Below are 19142 nucleotides of genomic sequence, written 5' to 3'. Positions count from 1 at the left end.
TCAATGTGCCTGGTTATTTCGATAAGCCATTACGCCCGCAACTGTATAAAAGGATCCGAAGACCACAATTCTATCACCCTCACCCGCTTTATCCAAAGCCATTTGATAAGCGCTACCCGCCCCAGAAAATACCTCTGCCTCTTTACCCAGTCCCTGAATCTGTTTGGCGAGATCTATCCCTTTCGCTGCGCGCGCTGTTGGCAAATCGGTGCAATACCAATAATCCACCAAATCCATCATCGGCTTGAGCACCCCCTCAATATCTTTATCAGCCATGGCACCAAATACTGCATAGGTATAGGGGTGATAACCCATCTTATCCAAACTTTGTGCGAGGGTAGCAGCCGCATGCGGATTGTGTGCCACATCTAAGACGATGCTTGGCTTACCGGGTAAGACCTGAAACCGTCCTGGTAACTCTACTAAGGCAAAACCATTGCGTATATCTTGTGCACTCACTGGTAAACGATCGTGCAAGGCCATTAAGGCAGCAATTACGGCAGAGGCATTGAGTAATTGATTGGCACCTCGTAATGCTGGATAAGCCAAACCACCAAAGCGCTTTCCTCGTCCGGACCATCCCCATTGCTGCTGATCGCCCTCAAAACCAAAATCCTTGCCGATCAGCCATAGATCGGTACCCAAAGCCTTAGCGTGATCAATCAAACTTTGGGGCGGTACTGGATCACCACAAATGGCACTTGCGTTCTTGCGGAAGATGCCAGCTTTCTCAAAAGCGATGGCCTCGCGGGTGTTCCCCAAATACGCCATATGGTCAAGATCAATACTGGTCACAATGGCGCAATCCGCATCCACAATATTGACTGCATCCAAGCGACCGCCCATCCCTACTTCCAAAATCGCCACATCAATCCCAGCATTGGCAAAGAGATCCATGATGGCTAAGGTGGTGAACTCAAAATACGTTAAGGTCGGAGCATTCTCAATCCGACACCGTGCTTGCTCTACCCGATTGAAGGATTGCAAGAGCTCAGCATCCGTTGCTTCACGACCATGAATCCGAGCACGCTCATGAAAACGCAGCAGATGAGGGGAAGTATGGCAAGCGACTTTATAGCCGGCTGCTAAGAGAACACTCTCTAGAAATGCACAGGTGGAACCTTTACCGTTGGTACCGCCCACGGTAATGACGGGGCAGCAGAAACGCAAGCCTAAGGACTCTTTCACCTGATTAATACGGGTGAGTCCCATATCTATCCCGACTGGGTGGGCGGTCTCTAAATACGTTAACCAGTCATCTAGATTGGTAAAGAGAATGGCTTTGTTCTGGCTGTTCTCCGGCACGACTTAGCTCGAACCGCTGGAGTTGAGTAATTGCTTGGGGAGTTTATCGGCTGGAATACTTTGTAATAGAGCCAATAGGTGCGCAATTTCTTTACGCATCTCTCGACGATCCACAATCATGTCGATACCGCCCTTTTGCATTAAGAACTCTGAGCGCTGAAAGCCTTCGGGTAATTTCTCACGCACCGTTTGCTCGATCACGCGTGGACCGGCAAATCCGATTAAGGCCTTGGGCTCGGCCATCACTACATCACCCATGAAGGCAAAGCTAGCAGAGATGCCTCCCATGGTGGGATCCGTTAATACGCTGATGTAAGGTAGACCTGCTTGCGAGAGCTTGGTCAACATCGAATTGGTCTTGGCCATCTGCAAGAGCGAAAGTAGACTCTCTTGCATACGGGCGCCACCTGTTGCTGTAATGCAAATGAACGCGCATTTTTTATTAATCGCTTCTTGTACACCCCGCACAAAGCGCTCACCCACTACAGAGCCCATCGAGCCACCCATGTACTCAAACTCAAAGCAGGCAACTACAGCGGGGATTGACTCAATCTTGCCGGCAATCACTACAAGTGCTTCGGACTCTCCAGAAGCATCATTGGCTTGCTTCAAACGATCAGGGTATTTTTTACTATCTTTAAACCTGAGAGCGTCAACAGGAAAAACGGTGTCACCAATCTCGGTACGCGGTTTGGGATCCAATAAATGATCTAAGCGTTTGCGCGCATTAATGCGCATATGATGACTGCACTTAGGGCAGACCGAGAGATTGGCTTCGATATCGGTGTTATAGAGAACCGCTTCACAATCGCCGCACTTTACCCACAAGCCCTCGGGCACAGTCTTGCGATTAGCCGGATCACTTTGTTGGATCTGGGGCGGAAGAATTTTATCAATCCAGCTCATGGCGCTATTGTAACGATCTTAGTTAGTGATCTAATGCGTGGCGGATTTCATGAATAAAGCGCTCTAGAGAAGCAAGCTCTTCTCCTGGTTTGGCCTCCTCCAAGAGTTGCACAATCCGACTGCCAATGACCACCGCATCGGCGGTTTGCGAGACCGCTTTGGCACTCGCCGCATCCCGAATCCCAAAACCAACCGCTACGGGGATCGAAGTTTCTTGACGGATTAACGGTAGGACGCTGGCAACATCACTGGTATTTAGTGTATTGGCACCCGTTACGCCTCGCAAGGAGACGTAATATATATAGCCTGCTGCAATGTGCGCTGCATGTGCAATCCGTTGCTGATTGGATGTTGGCGCTAATAAGAATATGGGATCGATGCCATTGCTTCGCATTTGCTTAGCAAACTCTTCGCACTCCTCAGGCGGGTAATCCACAATCAACACACCATCTACACCCACAGCCTTCGCTTCTTTAGCAAACTCCGCATGACCCATTTGTTCAATCGGATTAGCGTAGCCCATGAGCACTACTGGGGTTTGCTGATTTTGGATCCGAAAGGTTTTAACGTTGTCTAAACATTGGCGTAGCGTAACGCCTTGGGCCAGCGCCCGTTCGGATGAGCGTTGGATCACAGGTCCATCAGCCATGGGGTCAGAGAACGGAACGCCTAACTCGATGATGTCAGCTCCGCCTTTTACTAAGGCATGCATCACATCCACGGTCATCTTAGGATGCGGGTCTCCAGCCGTTACAAAAGGGATCAAACCTTTTTTACCTTGTGCCTTCAGGGCTGCAAATACTGCTGCAATCTTCGACATGGTGTTTAGCCTTCAGAACCTGTTGCTTGTGCCACCGTATGCATATCCTTATCACCACGACCAGACAAGTTCACTAAGATCACTTTATCCTTAGGTAAGGTTGCTGCAAGTTTGCAGGCATAAGCAATTGCGTGAGAAGACTCCAAGGCAGGAATAATGCCCTCAATTTGGCAGCAATCATGAAATGCTTTTAAGGCATCCGCATCCGAGATCGCCACATACTGAGCTCGACCAGAATCCTTTAACCATGCATGCTCGGGTCCCACACCGGGATAGTCCATACCTGCAGAGACCGAGTGGGTCTCAGCAATCTGTCCGTTCTCGTCTTGCAAGAGATAAGTGCGATTGCCATGGAGTACGCCTGGCTTACCCGCACACAAGGCGGCTGAGTGCTCGCCAATGGTCATGCCACGGCCAGCTGCTTCTACTCCCACGAGCTGCACATTAGGAAGATCAATATAGGGATAGAAAATGCCCATGGCATTAGAGCCGCCGCCCACGCAAGCCATGACATAGTCGGGTTGACGTCCCACCATCTCAGGCATTTGGGTTTTGCATTCTTCACCGATCACACTCTGAAAATCTCTGACCATCATGGGGTAAGGATGTGGGCCTGCGACCGTACCAATGATGTAGAAGGTGTTCTCCACATTGGTGACCCAATCGCGCATCGCTTCGTTTAATGCATCTTTTAAGGTTTTGCTACCAGACTCAACGGGCACAACTTTGGCACCCAGAAGCTTCATGCGATAGACGTTTTGTGCTTGACGCGCCACATCGACCGATCCTTGATAGACCGTGCAGTCCAAACCAAAGCGTGCACAAATCGTTGCAGTTGCCACACCATGTTGTCCAGCGCCGGTCTCCGCAATGATGCGGGGCTTGCCCATGCGTTTGGCAAGCATTGCTTGGCCAATTACATTATTAATCTTATGGGCACCGGTGTGATTAAGATCTTCTCGCTTGAAATAAATCTGCGCACCACCGTGTTGCTCGCTCATGCGCTTTGCATGATAGACCGGGGATGGTCGTCCAACAAAATGTTTGAGCTCGTACCGGAACTCTTCTAAGAACTCTGGGTCATGTTGGTATTTAGCATAGGCTTGCTTGAGTTCTTCAAGCGCAAACATGAGTGTCTCTGAAACAAAAATACCGCCATAGGGACCAAAGTGTCCACGCGCATCTGGCTTATCGTACATAGGAACCTCGACTTAATTAAAACCTTGGGTTATTCAATGATTACGAATGACTATTACGATCAGCCACTCGTACAGCATCCACAAACTGCTGGATTAATGCTGGATCTTTTACACCCTTGCTAATTTCAACTCCACTGGAGATATCAAGCGCGCAGGGGTGCAGACGTGCAATCGCCTCGCCGACGTTGTGCGCGTTCAATCCACCACTCAAAACGACCCGATGCGCGTTTTCGTTTGCCCATGCTGTTGGTATTAGGTCCCAATTAAAGGTTGTGCCACCCCCGCCATAGCCCTCGATCAGGGCATCTAGCAAAAAGCCGGCTGCATCCCTATATTGTAGGGAAAATTCAGGGAAGTTGAAGGATTTCCCAATTCGGGCTGCTTTTAGCCATGGTAAACCGCCCGCCAAGCGTTTACATTGCTCTGGGGTCTCATCCCCATGAAACTGCCACATCGTAATAGCCGCATTCGCCCTAATCTCCTCAATCTGATTGGGGGTCGGGTTCACTACCAGGCCCACGGCATCAATCCCTTTGGGGAGTTGCCCAATCAGGGCGCCGGCATCTTCGGGCTTAATAGCGCGGGGGCTTGGAGGGTAAAAGACCAAGCCGATGGCATCAACATTGGCTTTAACTACTGTTTCGATATCAGCAGGTGTGCGTAGACCGCAGATCTTTATTCTGCTGGTATTGGGGGTGTAATCGAGTAATCCCATTGTTTTGTTCGTCTACCTTATACCGAAAGCATAAGCTCTTTTGGCAACCATGCATTTTGCCAATGGGGAGTTGGAATGGCTAGGTCCTTGGGGTAGCCCACTTCCATTAAATACAAACCATCGGGTGCAAAGGTGGGTGCTGCTAACTCCCGATTTTTTGCTTGCAAGATCGTCTTGATCCACTCGGGCTTTTGTTTGCCTTGGCCAACGACCAAGAGACTGCCCACGATATTACGCACCATATGATGCAAGAAGGCATTGGCGCGTATCTTGAAGTAGAGGAATGGTTGCTCGCTGGTGATACTGCATTCATATAAGTGTTTCATGGGTGTTTTACTCTGACACTCGGATGCCCGAAACGATGAGAAATCCTGCTCACCAATTAAATAGTCTGCAGCAATTTGCATCGCACTGGCATCAAACCACTGGCCACTGGGCATCATGTGATAGCCCACCCGTTTTGCTAATGTGGGTGACCGGGTTGGGCCTGCGACGATGGCATAGATATAGGTGCGCTCGTGGGCGGTAAAGCGGGCATCAAAATCCGGGGGCACTACCTTTGCCCAATTGACAACAACATCATTGGGTAAGAAGGTATTAATCCCCCTCACCCACGACCATGGATCGCGCTCAACATCGGCATCAAAGTGCACGACCTGACCAAGCGCATGAACACCGGTATCGGTACGACCGGCAGCAGTAACTCTCACCAGTTCTTTCTTGCCGATAAATTGTTGAATGGCTTGCTCAAGCGTGTTTTGAACCGTCGCTTGATCCGGCTGGATTTGCCAACCACAGTAAGCACTGCCATCATATTGCACACCCAAGGCAATGCGCATGATACTAAGAACTGCTACGTTGATTAATCTCGGACAATAAGCTCTTCGCAGAAATCGTCATTTGTGGGTCCACTTGATTACTCACGAGCAATATCTCTTCAATCGACTTACGAGCTGCGGCATAGTCTTCGATCGTAATATAGGCTTTGGCTAAATTGAGCTTGACCCGCAGCGACTCAGGGGCTGGCGTTTCTGTGGGTGGGCTTGACTCGAGATTGAGATCTAAATCCGCCAGAATAGCGGCGGCTCTTTGCGGTATCTCTCCCCCACCAGTTTGGGTATTTGGTTCACCCATTGCAGTTTCTGTTATAGCATCCGATGAAGCTTCACCACGTCTTGCATAACGCGCCAAGGCGAGCAGCAAAATACCAGTAATCGAGATAAATACCAATCCCATCCCAATGGTCGTCCACTGATCATTGCTTATCTTGGTCCCCGTACTGACTTCAGAGGAAGCGCTTTGTTTGCGAGCATCTAATAATTTTTGGAGGTCTGCAATATTCTTTTCTAGCTCAGCAAGTTTTGCTTTGGTCTGTGCAAGCGCCCGTTCTTGAACTACAATCTCTTCAATATAGCGGCGCGTGTCTGCATCAGGGCCCGCTCCAGGGCCAATTTTGAGGCGGTCGTCACCGCCCTTAGAGGTTTTACTAGCTGCCCCACTCGGTGCAGATCCCTGTCCTAGCTCTCCTTGTTGCTTAAGCCACGTTTGATTCGACTCCAGCACAAACTCTTTGGCCTCAGCGGATGTGATTGAACGAAGAATGCTAGCGTCGGGTTTCGTTAACTCGGCTCCAGCAATCAGACGATGAATACTCCCTCCAATGAATGCATCCGGATTTGTTTTATACAGGGCAAGGATTGCTTCGTCCATGTCCGCACCGCTGAGTTGTGGGGTCATTTGCAAGGCAATCTCGCTGAGGGTTTGGCCAGGCTTTACGACCACCTTGGTGACGTCACCAACCATCAGGGTGTATGGTTTTGCAATGGCTCCGGAGGCCCACTTCAATCCAATAATGATGTCGATGAAGGGATCTTGATCGACCACGATCGCCGTATCGGCATCGATCGTAATAATCTGTTGCCCTGGGCTTACTTTGCGTAAAGAGATGCTTGGTTTGTAATCCAATATCTTGCTAGAGATGCCCAAGCGTTCGTACTCCGATTTGGGAACCAGATCAATACTTAAGGTCTCAAGAATATTTTTATCATCTGCTTTGGCTTTGACCGGGATCTCGACTTTGAGAGGCTCACCGGGTTTTGACAACATCATCGGTGATCCCAGCGTTACTGCATGGACCGTGGTCCACATAAAGCAACTCACAATGGCGAATACGAGCCAATGGAATAGCGTTTGCAGATTACGAGACCGGGTCATTTTTATCTTTCTAGCAAAATCCGTAACATGCGACGCAATGGCTCAGCAGCACCCCACAATAGTTGATCACCTACTGTGAATGCTCCTAAATAATCAGGGCCCATCGCTAATTTATGCAAGCGCCCAATCGGTATGGTCATCGTACCACTTACCGCAGCAGGCGAGAGCTCTCGTTCTGTAGTCTCACGATCATTGGGCACCACTTTGACCCATTGATTATCCGCAGCAAGCATCGCCTCAATCTCGGGCAAAGGAATGTCTTTCTTGAGCTTGATGGTGAGACCTTGCGAGTGGCAACGCATTGCACCTACGCGGACACAGATCCCATCAATGGGGATACTACCGGGCGATCTAAATGGGGGGTTACCCATAATCTTGTTGCACTCAACTCCGGCTTTCCACTCTTCTTTGGTTTGGCCGTGCTCCACCGGCACATCAATCCACGGAATTAAGCTACCAGCTAAGGCAGTGTTCCTAAAGTTTGTTTTTGGGAACTGCGCCGAGCGCATGGTTTGCGCTACTTTGCGATCAATATCCAAAATCCAGGATGCGGGGTTGGCTAAATCACTGGCAACGCTCTGATGCAAGCTACCCATTTGCTCAAGGAGCTCACGCATATTGGCTGCACCTGCGCCCGATGCCGCTTGATAGGTCATGGCACTAATCCACTCAACCATTCCACTCTTTAAGAGGCCTCCCATTGCTAACATCATCAAACTGACAGTGCAATTGCCACCAATCCAGTTCTTACCGCCCGCCTTTAGCGCTTGATTAATCACGGGTCGATTAATTGGGTCTAACACGATCACTGCATCGTTCTCCATCCGCAGGGTGCTAGCTGCATCAATCCAATGACCTTGCCAAGCCTGTTGACGTAATGCCGGATAAATCGCTTTGGTGTAATCGCCTCCTTGACAGCTTAGGATCACATCGCAACGAGCGAGCGCCTTGAGATCATTAGCGTCTTGCAAACGGGTCTCTTGTTTAGATACCTTCTTACCATTAATAAGGGGTACTTCACCACCAGCATTACTGGTGCTAAAGAACACGGGTTCAATATAAGCAAAGTCGTCTTCGTCTTGCATGCGTTGCATCAAGACGCTGCCCACCATGCCGCGCCAACCAACTAGGCCAACTACAGGATTTACGAGAGGAGTGTGTGCCATAAAATGTGTACTTATCGATTAATCAATGACTACCCTAATGCTTTTACAACTGCATCGCCCATCTGCACAGTCGATACTTTTTGCGTACCTTCGGTATAAATATCAGCGGTTCGCAGGCCTTGTGACAAAACCTTCTGCACTGCGGTCTCAATCCGCTCCGCTTCTTTTGGAAGATTTAGTGAGAAACGCAACATCATTGCAGCCGACAGAATCGTAGCCAAAGGATTAGCAATCCCTTTGCCAGCGATATCGGGTGCAGAGCCATGACTGGGTTCATACAAGCCCTTATTGTTCTTATCTAAGGAGGCAGATGGCAACATGCCAATGGAGCCAGTAAGCATCGCCGCCTCATCCGACAAAATATCCCCAAACAAATTACCGGTCACGATCACATCAAAGGACTTTGGTGCCTTGACCAATTGCATCGCGGCGTTATCGACATACATATGGCTGAGCTCAACATCGCTGTACTCTTTGGCAATGCGGGTCATCACCTCGCGCCAGAGCTGTGAGGTCTCCAGCACATTTGATTTATCGACGCTGCATACTTTGCGATGACGCTTACGTGCTGCCTCAAATGCCACATGCGCAATCCGCTCAATCTCGGGTTCGCTATAGCGCATGGTGTCAAAGCCCTCACGGGCACCAGCAAACAATCCATCGGGTGCATTGCGGATTCCTTTGGGGGAACCAAAATAGATATCGCCGTTGAGCTCGCGCACAATCAAGATATCCAATCCACCCACAATCTCGGGCTTTAGGCTCGATGCTGCAGTGAGTTCTTTATAACAAATGGCGGGTCGGAAGTTAGCAAATAGAGCCAAGTGTTTGCGTAATCCCAAAATTGCTTGCTCGGGTCGCAGCTCACGTGCCAGGGTGTCATATTTCCAGTCACCCACCGCACCAAACAAAATTGCATCGGCGGCTTTGGCTAAATCTAAGGTTGCTGGTGGCAAAGGATGGCCTGCCACGTCGTATGCAGCCCCACCGACTGGTGCGGATTCCATAGTGAGTGGTAATTGAAGAGCTTTGAGAACCTTAACAGCCTCAGCCACAATTTCCGGGCCGATACCATCGCCCGGGAGTACTGCGATATTCATAAATAACCTTTGTTCATAGTGCTGTGATGAAGCATTAGCGCTAGCCCGCCACGGCTACAACAACTTAGGGTAGCTGGGTTGCAAGCCATGGCATTCGCAATAAGCGTTCTGCCTCAAAAGTCTTTATTTTATCGGCATGTCGTAGGGTCAGACCAATATCGTCTAGACCATTGACCAGGCAATACTTTCTAAAGGGGGTTACTTCAAACGAATAGCTTTGGTTATCCGGAGCAATGACCTCTTGACGCTCAAGATCAATAGTCAGCTGGTACCCAGGGAAGGCCTTGGTCTCATTAAAGAGGTGATCCACTTGCTGTTCGGTCAGAACGACGGGCAATAGGCCATTCTTAAAGCAATTATTGAAGAAGATGTCTGCAAAACTGGGGGCAATAATGGCACGAAAGCCAAACTGCGAGAGTGCCCAAGGGGCATGCTCACGCGAGCTACCGCAGCCAAAGTTCTTACGAGCCAAGAGAATACCGGCGCCCTGATAGCGGGTCTGGTTCAGAACAAAATCAGGGTTTACTGGGCGCTTAGAACAATCTTGCCCCGGCTCACCGTGATCCAGATAGCGTAATTCATCAAATAGGTTCTGCCCAAATCCAGTCTTCTTGATCGATTTCAGAAACTGCTTCGGAATAATGGCATCGGTATCGACGTTCTCTCGATCCAATGGGGCAACTAAGCCCTTGTAGACTGTAAATGCATCCATTTATTTAACCGGTGTGATCGTTACGTCTTTGTTGGGATTTGTGCTGGGTGTTCCAGAACTGCTATTGGGCGCGGTCTCTACGGGCTTTGCCTGTGGATCCATTTTCTTGCCAATTTCTTGTAAATCTTTTCCAACACCCGTCATGGTGTTTGAGCAAGCAACTAGAGATCCTGCGATGACGAGAGAAAGAATAAATGGGCTAGTTTTCATATGAACCTATTGTATAAAGATTAGGCTATCTTCCGAATATCGACAAAGTGGCCTTCAATCGCAGCAGCAGCAGCCATTGCCGGACTCACCAAATGGGTTCGACCGCCTGCACCCTGACGACCCTCGAAATTACGGTTTGAGGTTGAAGCGCAACGCTCTTGAGGTTCCAAGCGATCAGCGTTCATAGCTAAGCACATCGAGCAACCTGGCTCGCGCCACTCAAAGCCAGCTGCTTTAAAGACCCGATCTAATCCTTCACGCTCTGCCTGCACTTTGACAAGTCCAGACCCAGGCACCACTAAGGCCTGCTTCACGCTGCTGGCTACTTTCTTGCCTAATCGCTCAACCACTTTAGCTGCAGCGCGTAGATCTTCAATCCGACTGTTGGTGCATGAGCCAATAAATACCTTATCTACATAAATAGTATCTAAGGGCATATTGGGTTCAAGGCCCATGTATTGCAAGGCACGTTCCATCGCTTGGCGCTTGTTGGGATCGCGCTCGCGCTCTGGATCAGGAACCCTGCCGCTAATCGGCAAGACCATCTCGGGCGATGTGCCCCATGTCAGTTGCGGCACAATCTCTTCAGCCCGCAACTCAACCACTTGATCAAAGTGTGCATCGGCATCAGAATGCAGCCCTCTCCAGTATTGCAAGGCAAGGCGTAATGCCTCTCCTTTTGGAGCGTAGGGGCGTCCCTGAATGTATTCAATGGTGATCTCATCTACCGCCACAAGACCGGCACGCGCACCCGCTTCAATCGCCATATTGCAGATGGTCATACGCCCTTCCATCGATAAATGACGAATGGTCTCACCAGCAAACTCGATGGTGTAACCCGTACCACCAGCGGTACCAATCTTCCCAATCACCGCTAAGACAATATCTTTTGCTGAGGAGCCAGGTTGCAAACGACCTTCAACTCGCACCAACATGTTCTTGCTTTTCTTCATCAGTAAAGTTTGGGTAGCTAGTACGTGCTCCACCTCCGAGGTACCAATCCCAAATGCGAGAGCACCAAAAGCACCATGCGTACTGGTATGCGAATCACCGCACACAACGGTCATACCCGGTAAGGTAGCGCCCTGCTCAGGGCCAATGACATGCACAATACCTTGGCGCAGATCGTTCATCTTGTATTGGGTAATCCCATAACGATCGCAGTTTTGATCTAAGGTATCCACTTGCAGTTTTGATACGGGATCGGCAATACCCTCGCTACGATCGGTCGTTGGAACATTGTGATCAGAAACCGCTAAGTTGGCCGAGGTTCGCCACACGGGGCGCGTTGCCAAGCTCAAGCCCTCAAATGCCTGTGGGCTGGTTACTTCGTGCAGTAGTTGACGGTCAATGTATAGAGTCGCTGTGCCATCCTCTTCCGAGTGCACCACATGCTCATCCCATAGTTTGTCGTAAAGCGTACGCATTCAAAGTCCCTATCAACCCAAATCCATTAAAAAGCTTATTTTCGCTCAGAAATGGCTGGCACCTTGCGTGGCGTTGCGCCGGCAAATAATTGGCGGGGGCGACCGATCTTGTACTCGGGGTCAGTAATCATCTCTTCCCATTGGGCAATCCAGCCTACGGTTCTTGCCAAAGCAAAAATACAGGTGAACATTTCTGTGGGGATGCCAAGAGCACGTTGCACGATTCCTGAGTAGAAATCCACATTGGGATAAAGCTTACGTCCCACAAAGTAATCATCTTCTAAGGCGATCTTCTCAAGGGTCATGGCTAGCTTGAACAGAGGATCGTTCTCTAAACCTAACTCTTTTAATACCTCATGACAGGTCTCGCGCATTAACTTAGCGCGGGGATCGAAGTTTTTATAAACGCGATGACCAAAACCCATCAAGCGCACATTCGAGTTTTTATCTTTCACTTGAGCAATAAACTCACCAATCTTCTCAACCCCACCATTTGCCTGAATCGAGGTCAACATCTCAAGGCAGGCTTCGTTGGCACCGCCGTGGGCTGGGCCCCAGAGACAGGCAATACCAGCAGAAATTGCTGCAAATGGATTCGTGCCCGAAGAGCCGGCTAAGCGAACCGTCGAGGTGGATGCATTTTGTTCGTGATCTGCATGTAAGGTAAAGATGCGATCCAAGGCCTTTACTAATACTGGGTTAACTTTGTATGGCTCGCATGGGGTTGCAAACATCATGCGCATAAAGTTAGCGGTGTAAGACAAACTATTGTCTGGATACATAAAGGGCTGTCCAATCGAATACTTATAGGACATCGCCACCAAGGTAGGCATCTTTGCAATTAAGCGGATCTGAGCAATCTCGCGCGCCTTTGGTTCGCTGTAATCAATTTCGTCATGGTAGAACGCAGCCATTGCACCAATCAAGCCCGTTAATACGGCCATTGGGTGCGCATCGCGTCGAAAGCCACGCAGGAAGAACTGCATTTGCTCATGCACCATGGTGTGATGCATCACCAGATCTTCAAAATCAGTCTTTTGCTTAGCGTTTGGGAGTTCGCCACCAATTAAGAGTTGGCAGACCTCTAAGAAGTCGCATTTTGTAGCAAGCTCTTCAATGGGGTAGCCCCGATAGAGTAACTCGCCCTTATCGCCATCGATGAAGGTAATCTTTGAACTGCAAGAGGCCGTAGACAAGAACCCTGGGTCATAGGTGAACTTACCGGTCTGACCATACAACTTCCGAATATCAATAACATCTGGACCTTGTGTGCCCTTGTAAATTGGTAACTCGATATCGGGAGTGCCGTCCGAGAACGAGAGCTTGGCTTTGATATTCGATTCAATCATGATTCTGTCCTAATATCGATTAATTATTAATACATTCATTGTCGCTGACGCAACATACTCAACACCGCCCTACTTGTCTCTGTGTCTAGGTCTGGGTTTAACTCTTTCCTAGCGAGCAGCAAGTCGAGTAAATCGTTGTCATCTAGCTTTAACAACTCAGACAATGCTGCCCCTAAATCTTCATTCAACTCTGAGGCATAACGCTGAAAGAAACGTTCTAGTATTAAATCGTTTTCCAACAAACCGCGGCGTGCTGCACTACGAAGTTGATACAACTGTTTAGCATCTAGGCTCATACCGCCCGACGCACCATCAACTCTTTAATCTTACCAATTGCTTTAGTGGGGTTGAGATGCTTAGGGCATACATCAACACAGTTCATGATGGTGTGGCAACGGAACAGACGATACGGGTCTTCCAAATTATCCAAACGCTCGCCTGTTGCGTGATCACGACTATCAGCAATGAAGCGATAGGCTTGCAAGAGTCCCGCAGGTCCCACAAATTTATCGGGGTTCCACCAGAACGATGGGCAGGAGGTGGAACACGAGGCACACAAGATGCACTCATATAAACCATCTAACTCCTCGCGCTCAGCCGGACTTTGCAAGCGCTCTCTCTCGGGTGGCGGGGTCTCATTAATTAAATACGGCTTGATGGATAGATACTGCTTAAAGAACAAGGTCATATCCACAATCAGATCTCGCACTACAGGCAAGCCTGGTAATGGGCGCAATATGATCTTCTTAGGCAATGAGCGCATATTGGTTAAGCACGCTAGGCCGTTCTTCCCATTGATGTTCATAGCATCTGAACCGCATACACCTTCACGACAGGAGCGACGATAGGTAATGCTCTCATCAATTTTCTTTAAGGAGATAAGTGCATCTAAGAGCATGCGTTCGCCTTTGAGCTCGAGCTCATAGGTCTCCATCCGTGGTGCCTTATCGACATCTGGGTCATAACGATAGATTTCAAAGATACGGGTATCACTCATAGTGTTTATCCAAATATTAGAACGTACGCTCTTTGGGTGGTACAGAGTCCACCGTTAAGGGTTTTAGTTGAACGGGTTTGTACTCCAATTGATTACCTTCGTACCACAGGGTATGTTTCATCCAATTAGCATCATCCCTCTTTGGATACTCGTGGTGGGAGTGCGCACCACGACTTTCGGTACGCGCTGCTGCAGAGATCATCGTGGAATTAGCGGTCTGTATTAAGTTATCAATCTCCAAAGCCTCAATCCGTGCGGTATTGAAGATCTTTGATTTATCTTTAAGCCAAACATGCTTGGCACGCTCGGTGAGCTCAGCCATTTTGCGCACACCATCGGCGAGCAACTCTTGATTGCGGAACACACCCGCATAGGTTTGCATGGTCTTCCGAATATCGTTTGCGATATCTTGTGCGTTCTCACCGGAGCTACTTGTGTCTAGCTTGGCAATACGTTCCATCGTGTATTCACCGGCATCGACTGGTAAAGGCTTATGGTCTCTTGCTTTGAGATTAGCTTGCACCACATGGTTACCAGCGGCACGACCAAATACCAATAGATCTAATAGTGAGTTAGTACCCAAACGATTAGCGCCATGCACCGATACGCAAGAGCACTCACCGATTGCATAAAGACCTTCTACAACCGTGTTGGGGTTACCATTTTTGGGGACCACGACTTGCCCATGAATGTTGGTAGGAATACCGCCCATCTGATAATGAATTGTGGGCACTACTGGAATAGGCTCTTTGGTGACATCCACGTTAGCAAAGTTCATACCGATCTCGTAGACCGATGGCAAACGCTTCATGATGGTTTCAGCACCAATGTGGGTCAGATCCAGAACAATGTAGTCACCATTTGGACCACAACCACGGCCCTCTTTAATCTCTTGATCCATCGAGCGCGATACAAAGTCACGCGGTGCAAGATCTTTTAAGGTTGGCGCATAGCGTTCCATAAAGCGCTCACCATTTTTATTGCGCAGAATGCCGCCTTCACCGCGACATCCTTCGGTCAGCAAGACGCCAGCACCTGCAACACCGGTGGGGTGGAACTGCCAGAACTCCATATCTTCTAAGGGAAGGCCTGCGCGCGCAGCCATACCCATGCCATCACCTGTATTGATATAGGCATTGGTGGATGCAGACCAAATCCGTCCTGCTCCACCGGTTGCCATCAAGGTAATCTTAGCCTCAAGAATATAAACTTCACCGGTCTCCATCTCGAGCGCAGTGACACCAACCACATCACCCTGCGCATCCCGGATTAAATCGAGTGCTAACCACTCTACAAAGAAATGGGTTTTTGAACGAATGTTGCGCTGATACAGCGTGTGTAACATCGCATGTCCTGTGCGGTCTGCAGCAGCACATGCTCGTTGTACAGGTTTCTCACCATAGTTGGCGGTGTGACCACCGAAGGGACGCTGGTAGATCGTGCCATCGGCGTTACGATCAAAGGGCATGCCAAAGTGCTCTAACTCATAGACAACCTTTGGTGCTTCACGACACATGAACTCAATTGCGTCTTGATCGCCTAACCAGTCTGAGCCTTTGACTGTGTCGTAGAAGTGATAGTGCCAATTGTCTTCACTCATGTTTCCAAGCGATGCGCCAATACCACCCTGCGCAGCAACGGTGTGCGAGCGGGTTGGGAACACCTTACTAAGAACAGCAACACTTAAACCAGCCTCTGATAGCTGCAATGCAGCGCGCATACCAGAGCCACCTGCCCCCACAATCACCGCATCAAAGCGCCGGCGTGGAAGTGATTTTTTAATGGCTGTCATTCCTTACACTTTCCATAAGATTTGAATGGCATACGCAGCGCAACCTACAAGCCACAATACTGTGAGCACTTGGAGCGTTAAACGAATACCAACCGGTTTTACATAATCCATCCAGATATCGCGCACCCCAATCCAGGCGTGATAGAAAAGACTTAAGAGAGCTAAGAGGGTTAAGACCTTCATGAGCTGATTTGCAAATAAGCCTGCCCAACCATCGTAGCTGGGGTTGCCGTTCACGATGTAGGCAATCAGTAGCACGATGGTGAAAACCACCATTACTATGGCGGTTATCCGCTGAATCATCCATTCTTTTAAACCGTAATGCGCTCCAACCACTAAACGCTTTGGCCCAATATTATGTTTTGACATGTTCTGATCCTCTCCTTAGAACACACCAAAGAGGCGCAGACCCAAGATCGCGGTCAATGCCAAACTAACAATCATCACACTAATCGCTGAACGATTAGCGGCAGCTTTATCAACACCCATCTCAAGATCTAAGAAAAGATAGCGGATGCCAGCACAGAAATGATGGATAAATCCCCAGATTAATCCCAGACAAATTAATTGAATGATGGGATTGCCCATGAGATTAGCAAAGTAAGCAAAGCTCACTTCAGAGGCTAGGCTCTTATCGAATAAGAACAAAATAAATGGGAGAAACAGAAATAAAGCGGCACCGGAGATGCGATGCAGAATCGACACTTTGCCAGGCCAAGGGAGGCGATATTGCGCTAATTGTGTGATGCCAATATTACGGAAGACCGGCCGAGGCTGGGCTGTATTTGCGTCCTGATGGGAGTCACTCATAGCTGGTTGTAATCCTGACTTAATAAGGCCAAATTGTTAATTATTGCTGTGTTGCAACATATTCTAGTAGAAACGTAAGGTGAAGTGGACATTTTTTCAGTTGCGATCGTTAACATATTGATTCTATAGCTATTTATATTTTGTACATTAGGTATTTATGCGTAGTAATTAGCCCTAATTGAGGTCATTGGCATAGTGCAAATCCTTGGTCTCATAGTGCGCCAACCGAATCTCAACGGTCTTATTGCCATAGGTAAAGGTTCTACGCTCCACCTGTAATACGGGGGCTGACTCTTCGAGCAAAAGATGCTGAGCCACTAGCGGGTCGGCGCCTAGTGCTTTGATGCTTTCTTCTGCGCGCACCATATGGGTTGCAAACTCTGTTTCGTAAAAGCCATACAAGGGACCAGGCCAACTGGTGAGACGCTCAAGCGTAATACCTTTAAAACGCGTAGCTAGTAGATAAATTGACTCATAGACAACGGGCCTGCCTTGGAAGGACTGCACGCGCTTGATCAGAATAAGTGGATCTTTGTGCTTGATATTAAATTGCTTCGCAAGGCTTTCATTGGCAGGCACTTCCTTGCAACTTAAGAACTTGCTCTTTAGGATTAGTTCCTTGGCATCGTCCGGCACTAATCGTAAGAAGCGGTATTGCACTGCCTCTTCGCGATGGCTGGCTACAAATGTGCCTTTACCTTGATGACGCACTACTAGGTTTTCTGAGGCTAATGCGTCGATGGCCTTGCGGACCGTTCCCTGACTCACCTTATAGCGCTCTGCTAAGTCCATTTCACTCGGAATGGCTTGACCGGGTTGCCACTCACCAGCCTGCAAGCTTCCTAAAATCAGTTCTTTGATCTGCTGGTAAAGGGGGCTAAAACTAGCGGATTGCTCAAACGGTCGCATGATGAAATATTTTAATCATTTATCTTATAGAAGACTTAGTGCAAGTGTAAATGTAAACTACTGTTTTTGAGCGGTTCTGTTTCTCTTTTTAACGTTATTTATCCGGAGTTTGTAATGGCAAAAGCCCCTAAGCGTGTCGCTGTGACTGGTGCAGCTGGTCAAATTGGTTATTCCCTTTTATTTCGTATTGCCAATGGCGATATGCTGGGCAAAGATCAACCCGTTATCTTGCAGTTATTAGAGATTGCCGATGAGAAAGCGCAGAAAGCTCTTAAGGGCGTCATGATGGAAATCGAGGACTGTGCCTTTCCATTGCTAGCGGGTATGAGCGCGCACAGCGATCCAATGACCGCATTCAAGGATATTGACGTTGCCCTTCTGGTCGGCGCCCGTCCTCGTGGCCCCGGCATGGAGCGCAAAGATTTGCTCTCTGCCAATGCACAGATCTTTACAGCGCAAGGCAAGGCCTTAGACCAAGTTGCTAAACGTACTGTCAAGGTCTTAGTGGTTGGCAATCCAGCTAATACCAACGCATACATCGCCATGAAATCAGCGCCTAGCTTGCCTTCTAAGAACTTCACTGCCATGTTGCGCCTCGATCACAATCGTGCCTTATCGCAGTTGGCTAGCAAGACCAACAAAGCCGTTGCTGATATCGAGAAACTCATTGTTTGGGGTAATCACAGCCCTACGATGTATCCCGACTATCGCTTTGCAACGGTCAATGGCCAGTCGGTCAAAGACATGATTAATGATGCTGCGTGGAATAAAGATGTCTTTATCCCAACAGTTGGTAAGCGTGGTGCAGCGATTATTGAAGCGCGCGGCCTCTCCTCTGCAGCGTCTGCTGCGAATGCCGCCATCGATCATGTAAGGGACTGGGTCTTAGGTACCAATGGTAAGTGGGTCACGATGGGTATTGCTTCACATGGTGATTATGAGATCCCTGCCGAGGTTATTTATGGGTTTCCGGTTACCTGCGCCAATGGTGAATACACCCTGATTAAGGGCTTGGAGGTTGATGCGTTCTCACGTGAGCGTATGACCCTTACCTTAAATGAATTACTCGAAGAGCAAGCGGGAGTAAAGCACCTTCTGAGTTAAGATAGATTGGTCTAAGGGAGGTTCCATGCGTTTATTACCAAGCAAGTTTGTAAGCGGTCTAGGCCTTTGCCTTGCGCTGTGTTCACCAAGCTTGGTTCTGGCGCAAGAGAGCTCCCTGACCATTCCGCATATTTGGAGTTGTAGTAACAATGAACGCTTCATTACCAGTGGACCTGTCAATAAATTACAGGTGCAATGGCGCTCCAAGTCCTATGAGATGCAGAAAGAAATATCTTTACCTGGCAGCATGCGATTTAAACACCATGACAGCGGTCTCGATTTAGTTGTAATTGGTCCTAAGGCAATGCTCTTTAATATCAAAACCGGTAATCGACTCGCCGATGAATGCAAGACCGTAGCAATGAAAGAAGGTAAAGAAGCGCACCTTCTAGCGCTTGAGAAATAAA

General features: G+C 48.8%; 21 protein-coding genes. 2 read left to right on the top strand and 19 right to left on the bottom strand.

Annotated features, from left to right (window positions below; translation table 11 throughout):
• From folC to NKE59_RS04110, 19 genes are all read right to left on the bottom strand, one after another.
• Window positions 1–1305 carry a bifunctional tetrahydrofolate synthase/dihydrofolate synthase gene (folC, locus tag NKE59_RS04200; protein WP_353439741.1) on the bottom strand — a complete coding sequence of 435 codons (1305 nt, stop codon included), beginning with the start codon at window positions 1303–1305 and terminating at the stop codon, window positions 1–3.
• Between the two features lie 3 nt (window positions 1306–1308).
• On the bottom strand, window positions 1309–2211 hold the full coding sequence (gene accD / locus NKE59_RS04195) for an acetyl-CoA carboxylase, carboxyltransferase subunit beta (RefSeq protein WP_353439740.1): 903 nt from the start codon (window positions 2209–2211) through the stop codon (window positions 1309–1311).
• 22 nt (window positions 2212–2233) lie between these two features.
• Window positions 2234–3031, bottom strand: a complete 798-nt coding sequence (gene trpA / locus NKE59_RS04190) for a tryptophan synthase subunit alpha (RefSeq protein ID WP_353439739.1) — start codon at window positions 3029–3031, stop codon at window positions 2234–2236.
• A gap of 5 nt (window positions 3032–3036) precedes the next feature.
• Entirely contained in the window at window positions 3037–4230 is a 1194-nt protein-coding gene (trpB, locus tag NKE59_RS04185; protein ID WP_353439738.1) for a tryptophan synthase subunit beta, read from the bottom strand.
• A gap of 40 nt (window positions 4231–4270) precedes the next feature.
• Entirely contained in the window at window positions 4271–4945 is a 675-nt protein-coding gene (locus NKE59_RS04180; protein ID WP_353439736.1) for a phosphoribosylanthranilate isomerase, read from the bottom strand.
• A gap of 17 nt (window positions 4946–4962) precedes the next feature.
• Entirely contained in the window at window positions 4963–5787 is an 825-nt protein-coding gene (gene truA, locus NKE59_RS04175) for a tRNA pseudouridine(38-40) synthase TruA (RefSeq protein WP_353439907.1), read from the bottom strand.
• 1 nt (window position 5788) lies between these two features.
• Window positions 5789–7159 (bottom strand): FimV/HubP family polar landmark protein, encoded by a 1371-nt coding sequence (locus tag NKE59_RS04170; RefSeq protein WP_353439734.1) that lies wholly within the window; start codon window positions 7157–7159, stop codon window positions 5789–5791.
• A 2-nt stretch (window positions 7160–7161) separates the two neighbouring features.
• Window positions 7162–8325, bottom strand: a complete 1164-nt coding sequence (asd, locus tag NKE59_RS04165; protein ID WP_353439733.1) for an aspartate-semialdehyde dehydrogenase — start codon at window positions 8323–8325, stop codon at window positions 7162–7164.
• Between the two features lie 29 nt (window positions 8326–8354).
• Window positions 8355–9425, bottom strand: a complete 1071-nt coding sequence (gene leuB / locus NKE59_RS04160; protein ID WP_353439732.1) for a 3-isopropylmalate dehydrogenase — start codon at window positions 9423–9425, stop codon at window positions 8355–8357.
• 64 nt (window positions 9426–9489) lie between these two features.
• Window positions 9490–10137, bottom strand: a complete 648-nt coding sequence (gene leuD / locus NKE59_RS04155) for a 3-isopropylmalate dehydratase small subunit (RefSeq protein ID WP_353439731.1) — start codon at window positions 10135–10137, stop codon at window positions 9490–9492.
• Window positions 10138–10347, bottom strand: coding sequence for a hypothetical protein (locus NKE59_RS04150; RefSeq protein ID WP_353439730.1), 210 nt, complete (start codon window positions 10345–10347; stop codon window positions 10138–10140).
• Between the two features lie 20 nt (window positions 10348–10367).
• Window positions 10368–11774, bottom strand: a complete 1407-nt coding sequence (gene leuC / locus NKE59_RS04145) for a 3-isopropylmalate dehydratase large subunit (protein WP_353439729.1) — start codon at window positions 11772–11774, stop codon at window positions 10368–10370.
• A 35-nt stretch (window positions 11775–11809) separates the two neighbouring features.
• Window positions 11810–13123, bottom strand: a complete 1314-nt coding sequence (gene gltA, locus NKE59_RS04140) for a citrate synthase (RefSeq protein WP_353439728.1) — start codon at window positions 13121–13123, stop codon at window positions 11810–11812.
• A 35-nt stretch (window positions 13124–13158) separates the two neighbouring features.
• The gene (locus NKE59_RS04135; RefSeq protein ID WP_353439727.1) at window positions 13159–13419 is read right to left on the bottom strand and encodes a succinate dehydrogenase assembly factor 2; all 261 of its coding nucleotides are present in this window, start codon (window positions 13417–13419) and stop codon (window positions 13159–13161) included.
• Complete coding sequence (locus NKE59_RS04130; protein ID WP_353439726.1) at window positions 13416–14120, bottom strand: succinate dehydrogenase iron-sulfur subunit; 705 nt, start codon at window positions 14118–14120, stop codon at window positions 13416–13418. Before NKE59_RS04130 ends, NKE59_RS04135 begins: the two co-directional genes overlap by 4 nt.
• A gap of 16 nt (window positions 14121–14136) precedes the next feature.
• Window positions 14137–15912 (bottom strand): succinate dehydrogenase flavoprotein subunit, encoded by a 1776-nt coding sequence (gene sdhA, locus NKE59_RS04125; protein WP_353439724.1) that lies wholly within the window; start codon window positions 15910–15912, stop codon window positions 14137–14139.
• Window positions 15913–15915: 3 nt separating this feature from the next.
• Window positions 15916–16281 (bottom strand): succinate dehydrogenase, hydrophobic membrane anchor protein, encoded by a 366-nt coding sequence (gene sdhD, locus NKE59_RS04120; RefSeq protein WP_353439723.1) that lies wholly within the window; start codon window positions 16279–16281, stop codon window positions 15916–15918.
• Between the two features lie 15 nt (window positions 16282–16296).
• Entirely contained in the window at window positions 16297–16722 is a 426-nt protein-coding gene (gene sdhC / locus NKE59_RS04115; protein WP_353439722.1) for a succinate dehydrogenase, cytochrome b556 subunit, read from the bottom strand.
• 174 nt (window positions 16723–16896) lie between these two features.
• Window positions 16897–17631 (bottom strand): GntR family transcriptional regulator, encoded by a 735-nt coding sequence (locus NKE59_RS04110; protein WP_353439721.1) that lies wholly within the window; start codon window positions 17629–17631, stop codon window positions 16897–16899.
• A 114-nt stretch (window positions 17632–17745) separates the two neighbouring features.
• Between NKE59_RS04110 and NKE59_RS04105 the strand changes: the two genes are divergently transcribed.
• Together NKE59_RS04105 and NKE59_RS04100 are read left to right on the top strand one after the other, a co-directional pair.
• Window positions 17746–18735, top strand: a complete 990-nt coding sequence (locus NKE59_RS04105; RefSeq protein ID WP_353439906.1) for a malate dehydrogenase — start codon at window positions 17746–17748, stop codon at window positions 18733–18735.
• A 25-nt stretch (window positions 18736–18760) separates the two neighbouring features.
• On the top strand, window positions 18761–19141 hold the full coding sequence (locus NKE59_RS04100) for a hypothetical protein (protein ID WP_353439719.1): 381 nt from the start codon (window positions 18761–18763) through the stop codon (window positions 19139–19141).
• The last annotated feature ends 1 nt before the right edge of the window (window position 19142 follow it).

This window comes from Polynucleobacter sp. UK-FUSCHL-C3, assembly GCF_040409815.1.
In the GTDB taxonomy this organism is placed as follows: Bacteria; Pseudomonadota; Gammaproteobacteria; order Burkholderiales; family Burkholderiaceae; genus Polynucleobacter.
This window is presented reverse-complemented; position numbering and strand designations above follow the sequence as displayed.